The 18,077-nt window shown below is 41.8% G+C and carries 19 protein-coding genes, 1 tRNA gene and 1 pseudogene; 11 read left to right on the top strand and 10 right to left on the bottom strand.

The genetic code is table 11. The annotated features are described in order from the left end of the window. The first annotated feature begins 155 nt into the window (after nt 1-155). Nucleotides 156-908 carry a copper homeostasis protein CutC gene (locus D0T87_RS02980; protein ID WP_163172685.1) on the top strand — a complete coding sequence of 251 codons (753 nt, stop codon included), beginning with the start codon at nt 156-158 and terminating at the stop codon, nt 906-908. Here the strand turns inward: D0T87_RS02980 and D0T87_RS02975 are convergent. Next, nucleotides 888-2,483, bottom strand: a complete 1,596-nt coding sequence (locus tag D0T87_RS02975) for a YfcC family protein (RefSeq protein ID WP_163172683.1) — start codon at nt 2,481-2,483, stop codon at nt 888-890. The two genes, D0T87_RS02980 and D0T87_RS02975, sit on opposite strands and share 21 nt — an antisense overlap. 222 nt (nt 2,484-2,705) lie before the next feature. Between D0T87_RS02975 and D0T87_RS24845 the strand changes: the two genes are divergently transcribed. Both D0T87_RS24845 and D0T87_RS02970 read left to right on the top strand, forming a co-directional pair. Further along, on the top strand, nt 2,706-2,840 hold the full coding sequence (locus D0T87_RS24845) for a hypothetical protein (RefSeq protein ID WP_255495840.1): 135 nt from the start codon (nt 2,706-2,708) through the stop codon (nt 2,838-2,840). 162 nt (nt 2,841-3,002) lie between these two features. After that, the gene (locus D0T87_RS02970; RefSeq protein ID WP_163172681.1) at nt 3,003-3,650 is read left to right on the top strand and encodes a hypothetical protein; all 648 of its coding nucleotides are present in this window, start codon (nt 3,003-3,005) and stop codon (nt 3,648-3,650) included. On the opposite strand, the gene dinB is transcribed toward D0T87_RS02970, so the two are convergent. From dinB to D0T87_RS02930, 8 genes are all read right to left on the bottom strand, one after another. Next, the gene (gene dinB, locus D0T87_RS02965) at nt 3,631-4,737 is read right to left on the bottom strand and encodes a DNA polymerase IV (protein WP_163172679.1); all 1,107 of its coding nucleotides are present in this window, start codon (nt 4,735-4,737) and stop codon (nt 3,631-3,633) included. The genes D0T87_RS02970 and dinB overlap by 20 nt on opposite strands. Before the next feature lie 140 nt (nt 4,738-4,877). After that, complete coding sequence (gene rd / locus D0T87_RS02960) at nt 4,878-5,039, bottom strand: rubredoxin (RefSeq protein WP_163172677.1); 162 nt, start codon at nt 5,037-5,039, stop codon at nt 4,878-4,880. Nucleotides 5,040-5,458: 419 nt separating this feature from the next. Beyond that, on the bottom strand, nt 5,459-6,376 hold the full coding sequence (locus D0T87_RS02955) for a sugar phosphate isomerase/epimerase (protein WP_163172675.1): 918 nt from the start codon (nt 6,374-6,376) through the stop codon (nt 5,459-5,461). A gap of 43 nt (nt 6,377-6,419) precedes the next feature. Continuing rightward, on the bottom strand, nt 6,420-7,307 hold the full coding sequence (locus D0T87_RS02950; protein ID WP_163172673.1) for a DUF1080 domain-containing protein: 888 nt from the start codon (nt 7,305-7,307) through the stop codon (nt 6,420-6,422). A 35-nt stretch (nt 7,308-7,342) separates the two neighbouring features. Next, nucleotides 7,343-8,812, bottom strand: a complete 1,470-nt coding sequence (locus D0T87_RS02945; RefSeq protein ID WP_163172671.1) for a Gfo/Idh/MocA family protein — start codon at nt 8,810-8,812, stop codon at nt 7,343-7,345. A 32-nt stretch (nt 8,813-8,844) separates the two neighbouring features. Beyond that, on the bottom strand, nt 8,845-9,918 hold the full coding sequence (locus D0T87_RS02940; protein ID WP_163172669.1) for a Gfo/Idh/MocA family protein: 1,074 nt from the start codon (nt 9,916-9,918) through the stop codon (nt 8,845-8,847). 196 nt (nt 9,919-10,114) lie between these two features. Then, nucleotides 10,115-11,746: a DUF6377 domain-containing protein gene (locus D0T87_RS02935; protein WP_163172667.1), complete on the bottom strand. Its 1,632-nt coding sequence runs from the start codon at nt 11,744-11,746 to the stop codon at nt 10,115-10,117. A 172-nt stretch (nt 11,747-11,918) separates the two neighbouring features. Continuing rightward, the gene (locus tag D0T87_RS02930; RefSeq protein ID WP_163172665.1) at nt 11,919-12,137 is read right to left on the bottom strand and encodes a PA14 domain-containing protein; all 219 of its coding nucleotides are present in this window, start codon (nt 12,135-12,137) and stop codon (nt 11,919-11,921) included. Nucleotides 12,138-12,154: 17 nt separating this feature from the next. Between D0T87_RS02930 and D0T87_RS24840 the strand changes: the two are divergent. From D0T87_RS24840 to D0T87_RS02920, 3 genes and pseudogenes are all read left to right on the top strand, one after another. Continuing rightward, nucleotides 12,155-12,325 (top strand): annotated as a pseudogene (locus D0T87_RS24840) (triple tyrosine motif-containing protein); the annotation flags it as partial. Between the two features lie 81 nt (nt 12,326-12,406). Beyond that, nucleotides 12,407-12,709 (top strand): sensor histidine kinase, encoded by a 303-nt coding sequence (locus tag D0T87_RS25025; RefSeq protein ID WP_370526813.1) that lies wholly within the window; start codon nt 12,407-12,409, stop codon nt 12,707-12,709. Next, nucleotides 12,651-13,745, top strand: a complete 1,095-nt coding sequence (locus tag D0T87_RS02920) for a DNA-binding response regulator (protein ID WP_163172661.1) — start codon at nt 12,651-12,653, stop codon at nt 13,743-13,745. Before D0T87_RS25025 ends, D0T87_RS02920 begins: the two co-directional genes overlap by 59 nt. Before the next feature lie 694 nt (nt 13,746-14,439). Here D0T87_RS02920 and D0T87_RS02915 read toward each other — a convergent pair. Then, a tRNA-Thr gene (locus D0T87_RS02915) sits at nt 14,440-14,513 on the bottom strand. 268 nt (nt 14,514-14,781) lie between these two features. Between D0T87_RS02915 and D0T87_RS02910 the strand changes: the two genes are divergently transcribed. From D0T87_RS02910 to D0T87_RS02890, 5 genes are read left to right on the top strand one after another with little or no spacing between them, the layout of a single operon-like run. Continuing rightward, nucleotides 14,782-15,318, top strand: coding sequence for a DUF4199 domain-containing protein (locus D0T87_RS02910; protein WP_163172659.1), 537 nt, complete (start codon nt 14,782-14,784; stop codon nt 15,316-15,318). A 13-nt stretch (nt 15,319-15,331) separates the two neighbouring features. After that, complete coding sequence (locus D0T87_RS02905) at nt 15,332-16,282, top strand: glycosyltransferase family 2 protein (RefSeq protein WP_163172658.1); 951 nt, start codon at nt 15,332-15,334, stop codon at nt 16,280-16,282. Between the two features lie 13 nt (nt 16,283-16,295). Further along, nucleotides 16,296-16,784, top strand: coding sequence for a DUF6452 family protein (locus D0T87_RS02900; protein WP_163172656.1), 489 nt, complete (start codon nt 16,296-16,298; stop codon nt 16,782-16,784). Then, nucleotides 16,750-17,499 carry a DUF6048 family protein gene (locus D0T87_RS02895; protein ID WP_163172654.1) on the top strand — a complete coding sequence of 250 codons (750 nt, stop codon included), beginning with the start codon at nt 16,750-16,752 and terminating at the stop codon, nt 17,497-17,499. Before D0T87_RS02900 ends, D0T87_RS02895 begins: the two co-directional genes overlap by 35 nt. Nucleotide 17,500: 1 nt before the next feature. Further along, nucleotides 17,501-18,076: a manganese efflux pump MntP family protein gene (locus tag D0T87_RS02890; protein ID WP_163172652.1), complete on the top strand. Its 576-nt coding sequence runs from the start codon at nt 17,501-17,503 to the stop codon at nt 18,074-18,076. The last annotated feature ends 1 nt before the right edge of the window (nt 18,077 follow it).

The following is an 18,077-nucleotide window of genomic DNA, read 5'->3' as shown; positions in this document are numbered from 1 at the left end:
TCATTGCGAGGAACGAAGCAATCCAGATTATATATCCTGTGAACTGGATTGCTTCACCTACGGTTCGCAATGACGTATTTATTCCAGAGTTTTACACAGCCTCCCTCTTGAAAATGAGGAGTTCTGAGACAGCTTTTTAATACCCCTCTACCAAAATGAACTATCAATTCGAAATATGTGCCAACTCAGTTGAAAGCTGCCTGGCAGCACAAGAAGGTGGCGCCCATCGTGTAGAGCTTTGCGCCGGAATACCGGAAGGCGGAACCACCCCTTCGTATGGAGAAATTGCTATGGCCAGAGAATTACTTGATATCAAACTTCATGTTATCATCCGTCCACGGGGTGGTGATTTCCTGTATACAGAACAGGAAATACAGATCATGGAAAGAGATATTCAGATGGCACATCAACTTGGAGTAGATGGTGTGGTATTCGGCTGCCTGACACCCAATGGACATATTGATAAAACTAAAACGAAACGATTGATAGAATCCGCTCAAGGGTTATCCGTAACTTTCCACCGGGCATTTGATGTTTGCGCCGATCCATATCTAGCCCTGAATGATCTGATTGAACTTGGAGTAAACCGTATCCTTACCTCGGGTCAGCAGCCAACAGCATTGCAAGGCCTCTCATTAATAAAAGAGTTAATCCAAAAAGCAAACAACCGCATCATCACCCTTCCTGGAAGTGGGATCAACAAAAGCAATATACGCCAGATAGCTATGGAAAGCGGAGCCAAAGAATTTCATTTCTCTGCCCGCGAAAACCGGAACAGCAACATGATTCACCGAAGTACGCAAGTCTCAATGAATAGTCCCGGAATGCCCGATGAATACATGCAAAGCGTAACTACTGCACAACGAGTACGAGAAACGATTAACGCTTTAGAAGCCATTCAATGGTAATAAAGCTGTCGGGATCAGTAGCACCATTCCCAGGATAATAAAGAACAGCAATATACGCCAGAACCATTTCACCCAGACTTCATAGGGAATACGGGCAATACCTAATGCTCCCATCAGTACAGCCGATGTAGGGGTAATCATATTCGTAAAACCATCGCCAAACTGAAAAGCCATTACCGTAGCCTGGCGGGAAATACCTATCACATCAGAAAATGGAGCCATAATCGGCATAGTCAACGCAGCCTTGGCCGAACCGGATGGAATGATCAGATTTATCAGGGTTTGAATCAGGTACATAGCTCCCAAAGAAACAAGTTTCCCGGCCTCTCCCATTAACGATGCCAAAGAGTGAAGGATGGGATCGATAATATGTCCGTTTTGAAGGATTTGAATAATTCCACCAGCTAACCCCACAACAATAGCAGCCGACAGCATATCCTTTGCCCCATCCATAAACTGCTTGATGATCGTATCTGTCTTTTCGCTATTAGCAAATCCCGACAACACACCCATAGCCAGGAATATAGCAGAGATCTCGGACAGATACCATCCGTGTGCCATCACCCCGATAACAAGGAACAGGATGGTGAATCCCAATAAAGACAGGATGAAGAAGTGATTAGACTTTCGTAGTCCCAGAAGCCCAAACAAGGCAAAAAGTACGGTAGAAACAGGCAAAGCATAGCAACTAAAAGCATATTCGCCCAATGTAAAGGTACTCTGCGGATAAACAACTGAGAATGCAATCAATGCGACTAATATCAGTCCGTAAACAATCCAGGCTGAAGGAGTGGTCTTATAATCAATCTGCTCAGCAGCATGTTCACCACGTTTGCGCCAATACGCATCGGCTTCATACATTAACGACTTCTTGGGATTTTTCTTTATTCGCCCGGCATAACGCAAGACAATGGCAATTAATGTCGCAGTTAGAATAAACCAGCATAATAAACGATACTCAAAACCAGAGAATAGGGGTAAATCCGACAATCCCTGTGCAATCCCGATAGTAAACGGATTAAGTACAGCACCGGAGAAACCGACATGCGCAGCTACATATACCATACATATACCGGTGATGGAATCATAACCCATAGATATAGCCAAAGGTACTATAATGATGACAAACGCCAGCGTTTCTTCACTCATACCAAATACGGCACCGAACAGGCTAAACAAGGTGATGACAGAAGCAATAACTACGTTATTCACCCCTACCCGTTTAATAATGCGGTGTTTTTCCAACCCTTTCGTATAATTCAGGAAAGAAAAAATCCCGGCATCAATTGCCCGGCTACTGTTCATGATCTGAAAAGCACCACCTATAATTAACAGAAAAGCAATAATACCAGCCTGTCGTTCGAAACCTTCAAGCAAGGAACTGAATACCTGCCAGGTTTGAGGCGTTTGCTGAACAGCGTGAAAGGAGTGATCTACAATTACCGTTCGGGATACTCCATTGACCTCTACCGTTTGCCGGGCATACTCTCCGGCAGGAATAATCCATGAAAGCACGGCACAGAACAGAATCACGGTACAGATTATCGTATAGGTATGTGGGATTTTCTTCAGCATAGCAATCGTTAAATGATGGTGCACAAAGTTATGTAATATAAACGTAACAACAGACCACTTTAATGCCATTTTAAAGAGATAAAAACCATCAAACACCAAATTTTTATGTTTTAAAACATATTATTCGTGAACTTTTCGTATCTTTGTAACGTTAATAAGAAAAGAAAGATGTAAAACCGTTCTTCAAAACGTGAGGAACAAATTAAAAGAAAGATGAAAATTATGAAAACAAATGCAAATGAAATTATGATGTTGCAGTATCGCATTAAGAGATACCAGGCAATGGGAAATGGGACAATGTGCCAGCTTCTGAATGGCAAACTCCAAAAACTGTTGGCAAAACAGTTGGCCATGTAAATACACACCTAACTATATTTTAAAAGAGGAATCTGTTGCAGATTCCTCTTTTTTATTGTCTTTTTCTTCCCTTTTATTGCAAATCTTATTCTTTGTGTTTTTTTATTTGTATATTTGTGTCGTTTGAAACCTATTGCACACCAGTGCTCTAATTGTTTTGCTATGAAAAGAGTTGCCACCAACACTATCATTATATCTACAGTGCTATGTATATTAGTATTGTTATGTTATAGCGCAACTTCGTCTAAAGATATAGCAGATGTGGACATGAGTACAATCTCCCAAACGACCGAACAATACTTTGAAGGTAATCTCTGTTATTCTAATCATTCTACTTTTTTCGAGGAATCCATTTCCGGAGCGATCATTCCTGTAGATATGACTGGAATGGAAGCGATGATCAGTACCGAGTATCCGCAGATAAATAAGAAGAAAGGAATACCTGTTCACGTGAAGCTTTTAGGGTATTTATCTCCTCAATTAAATGCTAAAGGAACTCCCGAAACTCATCTGATAATCAGGAAGATCAAAGAGATAAACGAAAGCAAACGCCGCATCCAGCCAATGACCGGAACTTATAGCGGCAATGGCCATACATTAACCATTTCTCCTAACCGCACCTATACGCTACAGACCAAAAATGGAAGCGAAAAGGAAGGAAGTTGGTTTCTGAATTCCCGGAATACAATGATATTATTATCGGAAAATTCACGGACAATAATGAAAATCAACTATAAAAAGAAGAGCCTCAATGGCAGAGAAGATAATCCTACGATTTTCATGTTGTCTTCTAATCTTTCCAATCACTAAACTCGAAGCTTAACTGCTCCCACATTTTTCGTTCCATACCTACATCTTCGTGTTCATCTCTTGGATGAGACACAGATAGTCCGATTAGCCGTATGGGGTGTGTACTATAGTCTACTTCTTTTAATAATTGTTTTGCCAGCGGGAGTATCAAATCGAGCGTTGTCAGGTCTTGAGATTGAGTGTAGCTTCGTGTGATCTGATTAAAATCGTGGAATTTGATCTTCAGTGTAAGCGTATTCCCTCTAAAACCATTGCGTTGCAAGCGTGCAACAAGCTCTGTAGCAATGTGATATAGTTCGATAATCACAGCCGAGGTTTTGGTTATATCCTTCATCAGTGTTGTTTCGCATCCTATAGATTTTCTCACCCGCACGGCTTCTACCGGACGAAGGTCTATCGCGCGGGAAAAATCATAGTAAATACTCCCTACTTTTCCAAAATGACGGGTTAGCATATCCAAAGAGCATTCTCGAAGTAATTTACCATTATGTACGCCTAAAGAATGCATTTTCTTTGCTGTGACCGGACCAACGCCCCAAAATGATTCGATGGGCAACCGGGCTACAAAATCCATAGCCTGATTTGGATGTATCGTACATAATCCGTCGGGTTTACGATAATCGGAAGCGATTTTGGCCAGGAATTTATTATATGAAATCCCGGCAGAGGCAACCAGGTTCAGTTCTTCACAGATACGGTGCTTTATTTCTTTGGCAATGTCGACTGCCAACAGAATATTCCGTTTGTTTTCCGTTACATCCAGAAAAGCTTCATCGAGCGATAAAGGTTCTATCAAATCAGTGTATTCATGGAATATTTCGTGAATTTGCCGGGACACTTCTTTATATACTCCCATTCGGCCGGGAATGAATATCAATTCGGGACAAAGACGCTTGGCTCTTGTAGATGGCATAGTCGAACGTACTCCGTATTTACGCGCTTCGTAACTGGCGGCAGCCACCACTCCCCTCTCCTCGGAATAGCCTACGGCAATAGGTTTGCCTTTCAGCTCAGGATTATCGCGCTGTTCTACGGAGGCATAAAATGCATCCATATCAATGTGGATTATCTTTTTCAAATCGTCCATAAGAGAAGAGTAGATCAAATTTAATAAGAAAATCCGCATAAAGATATCTTTTATGCGGATTTTCAATTTAATTAAGTACTAAGCCATGGCTGGGTTGTACTAAAACTAATCAATATATAATCTAACCTCTACTCTTCTAATCAATCAACTAAAACAAAATCATCTTTCCCTACTCCACAGAGTGGACATACCCAATCATCCGGTATATCATCAAAAGCAGTTCCGGGCTCTATTCCACTATCAGGATCACCTAACGCAGGGTCATATACATAACCACATACTTCACATACATACTTTTTCATATCTACTATTTTTTAATTGTTTAATATATATAAGAAGATTATTGCTACTTCCTTGGTACAAATATAAAAAGATTGTTTTCGGATTCTCAATAATCGCGGATAGGATATGTCAATAGGTTAATAGACTGGAGTTATAAACACTTAGTAGAATTAATGAAGGAGCGAAGGTATTCGATAATTTCTGCCAACATGGAATTCATTCAGAAGAAAAGAAATTTTAGTTAGCCATTTCTATTTTGGTATTTCCGGAAGGGTTAAAATCAATCTCTCAAATTGAATAAAATATTCTTTTTAGCTACAAATATTTAGTTAGCTGGTTGCAACCAGCTAACTAATTTATTAATAATCACAAAGTTATATTTAAGCCGTTAAGACTTAATAATAAGGGAAATAGGCATGAATTGTCTGATGACAAAAGACTACTTGCCGTAACTAGCCTTTACAAAAGGAGCCTTTAACAGATAGTCAATACTTGTTTTGAGACCTTTCTCCAAACCCTCTGTATGACCTTCCAGTTCAACAACAATATGTTTTACTCCAGCTACATCTGCATGATTGAAGATAGCATCAAAGCCTACCATTCCACTTTGTCCAACTTCTCTATGGTCTTTTATGTGAAGAACAGTAAAGCGATTCGGATATTTCTTGAAATAATCAACCGGACTACTCTTTCCTACTACCGTCCAGTAGACATCCATTTCAATAAATACATATTCCGGGTCAGTATTTTCTATCATATAATCCATCATCACCACTTTATTTTCAACTTTTTCAAATTCATGTGCATGGTTATGATAGCCAAACTTCATTCCGTTCTGCTTGCATCTTCTACCTATTTCATTATAGTAATCACAATAGGTTTTCAACTCTTTAACAGTTTGGGGAGTGCCAAGCCATGGTACTACTACATAGGTCATACCTGCAGCTTTGTGTGCTGCGATACACGCATCCCACCATTTTAGAGATTCGGAAAAATTTCCTGATGCTAGTTCTTCCGCAGTCAGATGTTTGTTACAGTGAGAAGATAATACTTTCAGTCCGGCAGCTTCTACATCCTGCTTAAATACCTCCGGCTTTCTTCCGTAAAATAATCCTTCATGATAACCAGCCGATTCAACTGCTGTATATCCTATTTGTGCAAGCTCTTTTAAAATAGCTGCATATTCTACACTGTAGTTACCTGATTGATTACTAACATGACTTCCTATACGTTCTCTGACAGAATAAAGTTGTATTGCAATATCTTTCTTTGCATTTCCTTTTTTCTGAGCATGTGATATATTCGGTAGTATCAGAAAGAATGTCAATAATAGCAATAAGCGACTTCTAGATTTCATGATGTTGATTTTCTAATTGTATATCAATTTTCATTTTGATTCTTTAGTCCAATATCTTCACACGGATATTACGGAACCAAACATCATCTTCATGATCTTGAAGACCGATATATCCTTCGCGTTCCGGTCCTCCCACATTATTTAACAACTCAAAAGCAAGAGGCCATTTATCTTCACCAAATTTGCTTGCCTGTAACAAATCAGTCCACTGTTGAGTCCACAAATGATACTCAAGAACATTTTGACCATTCTGACCGTGGACCACAGTTCCTTTATACACCATAATTTTACTGGTGTTCCATTCGCCAAATGGTTTTGAGTTTTGAGGCACAGCCGGAATCATGTCATACAGTGACATGGATTGGCGGTTATTGTCCTTACCCATTTTTGCATCAATGTGGTTTTCATTGTCAAGAATCTGAGCTTCCGGAGCTGAAATATAAATAGGTTCCATGCGCCATTCCCCGGATTTAGGATCTTTGGCTTGTACTTCTCTTGCCAGATAGAATATACCAGAGTTACTGCCTTTTGCCACTTTCCACTCAAATTCGAGTTCGAAGTTCTTAAACTTATGCGTAAAGATTAAATCACCTCCATCACTACTCTGAGCTTCACCTCCTCCGGAACCAGTGAATTTGATTGCACCGTTATCTACAGTCCACCTCGCAGGAATAGCATCTTTACCGTAACCACGCCAACCCTTCATGTCTTTGCCATCGAAAATGACGATAAAGCCATCTTTGTCTTTTTTATAATCCGCCAGATTTACCTGAGGATTATCCAATACCCTGTATTCGGGAACTTTATTCTCCGAAACCTTTGTTTCTGCTTGCGCCTCTTTGTTATCTTCTGCTTTTTTTGATCCTCCTCCACATGACATCAAAACGACTGAAAGAAGAAAGCAACTTGCTGTATAGAATATCTTTTTCATGATTTATCTTATTAATTTATTTTATTCCATTCGATTTATCTCGGCATTTCCGGCAACTTCCAACCATCACGATACGTATGCTTGATCATTTCTTGTGCATATGCCTGCGCATTTACCGGATCAGTCCATGTCTTATCAAAAGTAGGATGTCCGTCTTTAATCTGGAAACCGTCTTTGATCACTGTGCGAATCATAGCATCGGGAGCTATATTCGTAAACTGCATGTTTGGCCCGTCCCATTCCAATTCCTGATTGAGCGACTGCAAACGAATAGCCAGCACACCCATTACTACCATTTCATTGAACGGTCCGGCTTCACTGAACGGCGATGCCGTTTCGATACGATCCGATGCACTTTCCTGACATGCGCGAACCCAGTCCATTTCATGCGAAGTCTTTATCTCTCTCAGTACTTTAGGTGCATCAGGTGTTCGTCCCGACAACAACCAAGGATCAGCACCATAGCAACCACAAATCAATGTATCTTTTGTTCCGTGGAAAATAACGCCGCCGCCCTTATTATTCATATCCTTATTAGCCGGGAATCCTTTGGGACGCATCGGCTTCATTCCTCCGTCATACCAATATACCTCAACTTCAGGGAAGCCTACTTTTGGCATATTCTCACGTGCCGGGAAGGTGAACTTCACCGTTTGTGCGTTCGGAGCAGAATCCGTAAGTAACAAGGTTGAACTACCCTGAACCTTAGTAGGATATCCTAACTTTAACCCTTTGAATACCGGATGGAGAATATGACAAGCCATATCGCCAAGAGCACCCGTTCCAAAATCCCACCAACCGCGCCAGTTCCATGGAGTATAAATTGGATTGTATTCACGATATTTGGCCGGTCCAAGGAATAAATCCCAATTCAATGTATTCGGAACTCTCTCTGCCCGATCCGGACGAGACAATCCCTGAGGCCAGATGGGGCGATCGGTAAATGCCTCAACCTTGGTTACCTCTCCTATTTCACCGTTCCATATCCATTCGCACATTTTGCGCACACCCTCGGCCGATGCTCCTTGGTTACCCATCTGAGTGGCCACTTTATATTTATCGGCAAGTTTTGTAAGCAAGCGCGATTCATAAACGGTGTGTGTAAGTGGCTTTTCAACATACACGTGCTTTCCCATGGTCATTGCTTCGGCAGCAATAATTGCATGCGTATGGTCGGCAGTGGCAACCACTACAGCATCGGCAGTTTTACCAAGTTCATCGAACATCTTCCTATAATCGTAATATTTCTTAGCGTTTGGATATTCATTAAATACATTGGTACTGTATTTCCAATCCACATCGCACAATCCTATAATATTATGCGAATTCATGTTACGCAACACCTGCGCACCGCGTCCACCTACACCAACACCGATGATGTTGAGTTTATCACTGGGAGGCACATGCCCAAAACTCTTGCCCAAAATTGAGCTCGGGGCAATGGCTAATCCGGCTAAAGCAGCCGCTCCGGTCTTGAGAAATTTTCTTCTTGAAAAGTCTGACATAATTGTATGTTATTAGATTTATAATGGAACTGTTACAACTGTTTAAGTAATCCATATCCGTTTTTCATAGCACGCCTTCTTGATAAGATCTTTTCAAGGGTCTTTTCTTCTCCGATGGCAGGAAGATCTTTATTTTTGGAATCTTCAAGAAACTCCCATGCAGATTGGGATGCCATAGCTGCGTCGCGGAAGGTTGGTAAGTCAGGATGTCTTACTCCCGAGTCAATGGAATCGGCAAACAAATTGCACAACACATCAATATTTTTACCTCCAAACGGACGTTCTTCGCGGATGGTCTGAGTGATGCCGTGCAATTCAACCACCGCCGTTTTGAAGTCATGCGTCATACGTACAATTCCCTCAGTACCAATGATGTCTATATACGAATTGTGGGTTTGTTGTTTCGAAAGCTGCCCATAAACATGTCCTTGTGTAATATCAAATACCACTCCGTTTTCGAACGTTCCGTGGCATTGGAGCCACCAGGGGTCTTTGTAATTCCACATACGCACCGCCTGCGCATTCCATGTTTTGAAATTACATCCCGCATACCAGCGTGCAATATCAACGTAATGCATTCCGCAATCGTGAAAAGATGGTCCTTCATATTCATGCCCTTCGCCAGGAGCAAGTCCGGGAGTAAGATGGCAAAGGCGAATGATTGCGAGTTCACCGATTTCGCCCTGATCAATAAAATCTTTGATTAGTTTATGGTACCACGAGTTGCGTAGATATAAATTTACGGTCGAAAACAAACGCGTACTTTCTGCTGCTTTTACGGCTGCCCGCTCTCTTTCTACGGTATCGGAAATAGGCTTCTCGGAAATAATATGCTTTCCATAGCGGAATGCTTTCTCAATTTGTTCTTTTCTGGAGTCGGCAAGCGCAAAAAGGCCGATTACCTGCACAGTTTCGTCTTCAAATATTTCCTGTTCGTTATCAGTTATCTTAGATTCCGGAGAAAGTTGAGCGGCAAGCTCCCGGGAAGCCGGGCTCAAGTCGCATATATAAGCAATATCCCATCGTCCGCTTTTCAGCATCTCCTCAAGATAAAATCTGCCCATTCTTCCGCAGCCGATAAGTCCGACTTTAATTTTGGTATTCATGCTATTATCATTAAAAGATTATCAGGTTTTATTTCATCGCAGGGGAGATGAAATAGCTGTTATGCAAAACTAATCCCTATTCGGCCAGCTTCTGTGAGCTAAAGAAGGAATTGTAGAAAAGAAAAATCGTATCTCACTGATATACAGCAGATACGATTTAAAATAATATCAAAAAATGTAGATTGTTTAGAATGACTTATTCAACTGTTTTCTTCATAATACCGATTTTCATAACCATTTCTTCAAACTTTTCACGGTTAAACGCAGCCTTGTTCCTCATTTTAGTCCGGTAGTTATATATCGTACTCATTGAACAACGTAAAAATCCGGCTATTTGGGTACTGTCTGTTATACCCAACCTAAGCAAAGCATATATTCGAAGTTCTTTATTCAGCAAATCATCCGTCTTCAAATGAATTTGCTCTTCCTGCTCAAGCAATGAATTAAAATCACTCACAAAAGTAGGATATAAATTCAAGAAAATATTGTCGAAATTCGCATAGAGCTCTTCCAAGTCATTATCTACCGTGGCGGTAGATTTTAAACGCTTTATCAAATCTTCATATTGACGGTTAATTGCCAACTTATAAAGCCCTTTACGAAACTCTTCTATCTTATCTATATAGGTAGAACACAAATTGAAAAACTGAGCTATATATTGTTCTTTAATTTGATTGGATTCATGCAGTTGTTCGTTTCTCTCATTTATCTGATTGTTCCTTTCATTCAATTCGGTTATCAAGTTATTCAATTTAATATTTGTCTGTGATAGCTTCTCTTTTACACGCGACAGTTTTTTCATCTGCTTATAAATGTAGATAACCAATAGAATAAGGAAAATGGAGAGTATGCTTATCCATATAAGATTTGTTTTCAGTTTAGAATTGGTCTTTGTTTCTTTTAATTGGTAAGAGGCGTTGATGATAGAGTAAAATTCGGCCATTTCTGCTGTTCGGAATTGCGCTCCGGAGAAAACCGCATCCTCAATAGCTGACTGTGTATAACGAAATGCTTTGTTAATATCACCACTATTATAATAGATCAGTGCCAACCGCAGGCAAGAAGCATTTTCTTTGATTGAACTTTTTATATCTGCAATGGCCGACATTATGTAATATTTCTTTTCAAGCTCCCACTCCTCCTTCCTTCCATTGATCACGGCCAAATTATGAGTAATCATTGCGTATTCCGGAGAATCTGCAGTTTCGGTACGAAAGAGATCATTCAATATTTCTTCGGCTTCTTTATTTTTGCGCATATTGGCATATTTGTTCGCCAAATTTATTTTATATTTGAAAGTAGAAGGTTCCAGTACAGACAATAACGAATCCTGATATATCCCTGCCTCACGGTTATACCCGCCTTGGTTGCTGATTACAGCATAGTGATAAAAGAAGCGTGAATACGTTTCATAATAAACAGGTAATAAGTCTTGGGGAAGTTGGTGTGAAGGGATATTTTTCAAAATATCTCGTGATTCCAGGAATTTGCCTGAATAAGAATAAACACTGGCCAAACGGATATCGGACATAAACTTTAAACGCTGGTTGTCAAGTTGCTGAGCAATTCTTACATTTTCAAGTGCATAATAAACAGCAGTGTCGATTTTATATTTCTCATATTCGTCGCACAGTTTATAATTGATCTCGTATATATATTCAGGTGATGATCCCTTCTTTTTGAGTAGCTTTTTCAGGCTATTAATTTCCTGTTCCTTCTTTTCCGTGTATTGTTCTTTATTGTTGATAATATGATCCAGGAAGTTGGACAGTTGTTTCAGATCGTTTTTCCCATATATAGTAGTAGAAAAGATGCAAAATATGAGCATAAAAAAAATGCTCTTGGGCCGTACAACTGTGAGAATTTCATGGTTCATGGTATAATCATTTAAATAACGCGAGTCAGATATAAGAATTCGACCATAAAAATAGCATAATAGTCTAACATTGATAGTACCGATTTACAAATATCTTATCAATTTATTCTATTATGCTAAATATTCACTTTGTGGGATGGTGAACATCGTGGGTGGAACCAATTAATTGATTATCTACCCACATGGACAGGTAGGCCGAGTGATAACCCAGATAATATTCTCCTGTGGAGGGTGCTTTTAAATAACCCGTCCAGCGGACGCTGAAGTTGCGTGGGTCGAGGTCTTTCAATGGGGCTTCGTGCCACCAGTTGAAGTCGATGTGTATTCCATTTCCTCTATTCATCCACCAACTACCTCAACCCCGAGAAAAACCGCTTCCGCTACCGGCTACGGGGATACGACAACGACTGGATTGAAACGGATGCCCGCCATCGCATCGCCTCATACTCTAAAGTGCCGTGGGGAAACTACACATTCGAGATACTGACGGCCAACAACGAGGGCATATGGGGAGCGCAGAAAACAATCCACCTCACCGTGAAAACCTCGCTCTGGGCCAGTACATGGGCCATTATTGTATATATACTACTGGTTGGTGCTGTTGTTGCATCTATGCTTCGTTATTACTTCGAGCGACGCAAACTGAAAATGCAACTCTATTTGGAGGAACGGGAACGTGAACAGAAGGAAGAATACCACCAGGCGCAACTGCGCTTCTTTACCAATGTGTCGCATGATTTCCGCACGCCGCTATCGCTCATTATGGCAGCATTCGATTCGCTCAAGACCGGACGAACCAACATCAAGTACATGAATATTCTCGAGAACAACATCAAGCGGCTGCACGAGTTAGTGAATGAATTGCTCGACTTCCGTGCGCTGCAAAACGGGAAGAGTAGTGCTGGTGGTGAGTGACAATGGTATCGGTCTGGCGCTAGTCAAAAGCCTTGTAGAGCTGCATGGCGGCACTATCAGTATATATAGCGAACGGAACAAGGGAACGGATATTGTGGTATCCTTCCGGTTCCGAGAGACGAAAACTGCTGAAAACAATTCTTCCGGTACTTTTCAAGAGAGTGAAATGTCTTCCGGGTTTATGCGCTATAAGGAAAACATTATCAAAAAAGTTGAAGATATGGTCGGCGCTGATGTGATAGACGATCATACTTATCCTGTTTACACGGAGAAAAAAACGATATTGTTGGTAGAGGATAATGATGATCTACGCATACTCATTGCCGAAATACTTGATAAGGATTATCACATCATCCAGGCTGAAAACGGAGCCGTCGCCCTGGAGAAGTTAAAGGACGAGAACCCCGATTTAATCCTGACAGACATCATGATGCCACTCGTGAGCGGTATCGAATTGTGCCGTGCAGTGAAGCAGAACATTGAGACATCGCACATTCCGGTCATTATGCTGACCGCCAAATCGGGCATGGAGAATCAAATCGAGGGCATGGAGGGCGGCGCCGACCAGTATATCGAAAAGCCAGTAAACCGCAAACTGCTGTTGCTGAGCATTGCCAATATCTTCGCTCACCAGGAACGCGTCAGGACATATTATTCAAAGAACTTCTTTTCGGACAATCCCGAAGCAAAGTTCAGCAAACGCGACAGTGAGTTTATGGTGGAACTTCAGAACGAAATCGAGAAACAAATAGCCAACCCCGAACTGGATGTGGAAAAGTTGGCTGCTTCTCTTGCCATCAGCCGAAGCAAGCTGTACACCAAGATTAAAACGCTCACAGGTAAGTCTATCGTAGAGTATATTCGTAGTTATCGTCTGCGCAAAATCGCCCGCATGTTGCTGGAAGAAGATTTGCCTATAAACCTGATTATAGAACAGGCAGGGATTGATAATCCATCGTACTTCTCGCGGATATTCAAGAAGGAGTTCGGGGTTACGCCGACAGAGTTTATGGAGAAAAACAGGAAAGGGAGTTGAAGTTGCTAAATTAATCTAGTTGTTAATCCGCCAAGTCATAAATATGAGTAAAAACAGATCAAAAAGATAGTATTTGTTCTATTCTAGTTACATGCAAACTTTTCAAAAACCGTCAGTGAGATGTTAAAATCAGGTCTTAGGCTTGATTCCGCAGTGTATTATTGACATTTGGAAGTGCCCCAGTGCAATAATTTCTACACTTGAGCCGCGCACTGCCGACAGCACGCGGCTCAAGTATAGATAACGCGCGGCTCAAGTATCGACAGCCAAGCGCTCAAGTATCGACAGTCAAGCGCTCAAGTGTTTAAAGTGTTTCATTTTATAGATTTTTATTCTCTGGTTGGTCTGTTTTAAGCAAAATAATCAAAGTATACATTTGCTACTTTTACCCCAGACCGCGCAACTATTTAAAACCTATATTATTATATTTTAGTCATTTAGATAGCCTATTTAATAAATTTAAAACTTTTTGATTTTAGCAAACGTGATTCTTTTGCCATTTTCCCTTCCCTTTCTGCCCTAAGCCCGGAATTTGCGATTACCGCTCCATTCTATTATCAAAATGTCATTTCTGTCATTTTGTCTATATTTTGCTATTTCCAACAAAACCTTATAATTTCCGCCCGCCAACCCTCCACCGGTTAATCAAAAAAAAGAAGCACCAGATTATTTCCTGATACTTCTTTTCTTTCTGAGCCTCTTGTCGGATTCGAACCAACGACCCCGAGATTACAAATCACGTGCTCTGGCCAACTGAGCTAAAGAGGCGGGTGGGCAAGCTAACTATATCGCGCCGCTACAACCAACTACCTTTGCTGCGATCAAGCCCTGGAGGATTCGAAGGGAGCTGGCCGTATAGGACTTACCCGGCTGCAAAGGTAGACATTTCTTCAAAACCTGCAATAGCCTACTTATATTTTTTTTGCAGCAAACCCTTTAAGCATCTACATTTCAGACATTTAACAAATAAAAAAAATATCCGATTTATATTCTCATGTAAAAATACTACCTTTGTGCGCTTATATATTAAAAAAGAATGGCTGAAAACAGAATAAATCTACAGCGGTATGCTATGCATTTTGGTACCTATATGGGAGTCTATTGGATTGCCAAGTTCGCCCTCTTCCCTATGGGCCTGTCCAATTCGTTCCTCATGTTGCTGTTCTTTACGCTGACCATAGCAGTGCCTTTTATGGGATATTACTACGCCCGCACCTTCCGGGAAAAGATATGCGGTGGCAACATCACCTTCATGCAATCCTGGCTGTTTATGGTATTTATGTACCTCTTTGCTTCATTGCTGACGGCCGTGGGCCATTACATTTACTTCCGTTTCATAGACCACGGATACATGATGGACACCTACAGCGCCCTGCTCGAAGAAGCCAAAAGCGTACCGGGATTCGAAACAATGATGGAACCATACAACCTTCCGGACATAATCAACCTGATACGTTCTATGAGCGCCATCGAAATCGCCATGCAACTATTATCCCAGAACATGCTCTATTGCAGCATTCTGGCATTGATAACCGCACCGTTTGTAGCAAAAAAGAAACAAGTTATTTCCTAAACCCGAAAAGATCATGGATATATCTGTTGTCATCCCCCTGTTCAATGAAGAAGAATCGCTGCCCGAACTATACAACTGGATAGAACGGGTGATGAACGAAAACGGCTTTTCGTTTGAAGTGATCTTCGTTAACGACGGGAGTACCGATAATTCATGGAAAGTCATTGAAAACCTGAGCAACCAATCCGAGCATGTGAAAGGTATTAAATTCCGTCGCAACTACGGAAAATCGCCAGCCCTGTACTGTGGTTTCAAAACCGCACAAGGCGATGTCGTGATCACGATGGATGCCGACCTGCAAGACAGCCCCGACGAGATTCCCGAACTCTACCGGATGATCAAAGAAGAAGGCTACGATATGGTTTCCGGCTGGAAAAGAAAACGCTTCGACCCCATTTCAAAGACTCTCCCCACCAAGATCTTCAATGCCACCGCCCGCAGGGTTTCCGGCATCAAAAACCTGCACGACTTTAACTGCGGGTTGAAATCCTACCGGAAAGAAGTGGTAAAGAACATTGAAGTATACGGTGAAATGCATCGCTACATCCCCTATCTGGCAAAGAATGCCGGATTCAACAAAATCGGAGAAAAAGTGGTACAACACCAAGCCCGTAAGTACGGAACAACCAAGTTCGGCGTAAGCCGTTTTGTGAACGGATACCTCGACCTGGCCACCCTGTGGTTCCTGGCCCGTTTCGGTGTAAAACCCATGCACTTCTTCGGACTCCTCGGATCGCTGATGTTCGTCATCGGCTTCATAGCCGTGGTCATTGTCGGAGCAAGCAAACTTTATGCCATGTCCAAAGGCCTGCCCTACCGCTTGGTAACAGATTCGCCCTATTTCTACCTGGCGCTGACCTCCATGATCATCGGTACCCAACTCTTTCTTGCCGGCTTCCTCGGAGAACTCATCTCGCGGAACGCCACAGGCCGGAATGATTATCAAATTGAAGAAACTATTTAAGATAAAAGCAACAATGAAGAAATTCGCAAAACTCATATTCATCCTCATCGTAGCCTATCCGCTGATTGGGATAACCGTATCATCCTGTGCCGGCGAGAGCGATTGCTCCACCGCAGGTCGCGCCATGCTTAATGGTTACATTTATAGAAAGACAGAAGCCGGAACATCAGTGAGAGATACACTCGACTCACTCAAAATCACGGCATTCGGTACAGACTCCATCCTCCTCAACAATCAGAAAGACGTACACGATTTGTCTCTCCCATTGCAGTACACCAAAGACACCACTATAGTGATCTTCCAGTATAGCCAGGTAACAACAGACACCATAACAATCCGCCACACCAATACCCCGAACTTCATATCCATGGAGTGTGGATATGAGATGAAACAAGCCATACTGGGGCTTAAATATACAAAACACAGGCTGGATTCAATTCGTGTAACCAATAATAGTACAAACACCGATGGGACAAAAAACCTTGAATTATACTATCGTTAAAGCAATCAGCCTTATTCTGTTTCTTGTCTGCACCGCATCGATACACGCCCAGAACTCCACGTCAGACAAAGACAAGAAGAAAGAAGACATTGTAGAGTTTCCATTATACAATGGGCTCACCGTAAGTGCCGACATCTACGGACTGGGCGCCAAGGTATTTGGTAGCGACTTCCTTAGTTCCGAAATAGCCGTAGAAGCCAATCTGAAGAACAGATTCTTCCCTATCGTAGAAATCGGATACGGAACAACCGATGCCTGGAGCGAACGGGGAACACACTATAAAAGTAGCGCACCCTATTTCCGCATTGGGATGAACTATAATACCATGTACAAGAAAGGCAATCCAAACTTCCTGTACCTGGGCTTCCGGTATGGATACACCAGTTTCTCTTACGATGCAGTCAGCACACCTGCCGAAGACCCGATATTCGAAGGAAACATGGAAAACCCAAGCCTGACGGATAACATCTGGGGTGGTAGCGTTGCATTCGACCATAAAGGTCTGAAAGCAAGCATGGGATGGCTGGAATTGGTGGTCGGCATACGCACTAAAGTCTACAAAGACTTCTACATGGGTTGGAGCCTACGATATAAACGAAGCATGAATACTTCATTAAACGAATATGGCGATCCCTGGTATGTTCCCGGATATGGAGAATATGACTCAAATCGTTTTGGACTTACATACTCATTAATCTATAAACTCCCCTTCTGAGATGGCCGGAATTGAAATATGGCTGATTGCAATAGGTCTGGCTATGGATTGCCTGGCTGTATCCATTGCAAGTGGCATTATATTAAAGCAACCTCGCATCCGACCGATGCTAACCATGGCCTTTTTCTTCGGACTATTCCAGGCCATCATGCCACTCATCGGATGGGCAGGTGCCAACACCTTCCATCATCACATCCAAAGCGTTGACCATTGGATTGCTTTCTGTATTCTCGTATTTCTGGGTGTACGTATGATACGCGAATCACTAAAAGGTGAAGAAAACAGAGAACCCTTCAACCCATGCAACTTTAAAGTAATCATCACCCTTGCCATCGCCACAAGTATCGATGCATTGGCCGTAGGTGTATCATTTGCTTTTCTGGACATGAACACCTTTTCCGATATACTCAGCCCCATTTGTATCATCGGATTCGTATCGTTTATCCTATCCATCGGCGGAGTACTCTTTGGAAGCTGCTGCGGATATGGACGCAAAATCCGTGTCGAACTATGGGGAGGCTTGATACTGGTCATCATCGGAGTTAAAATTTTAGTCGAACACCTTTACCTGCAATAGT

It is taken from the genome of Bacteroides sp. 51 (assembly GCF_010500965.1).
GTDB lineage: Bacteria > Bacteroidota > Bacteroidia > Bacteroidales > Bacteroidaceae > Bacteroides.
This window is presented reverse-complemented; position numbering and strand designations above follow the sequence as displayed.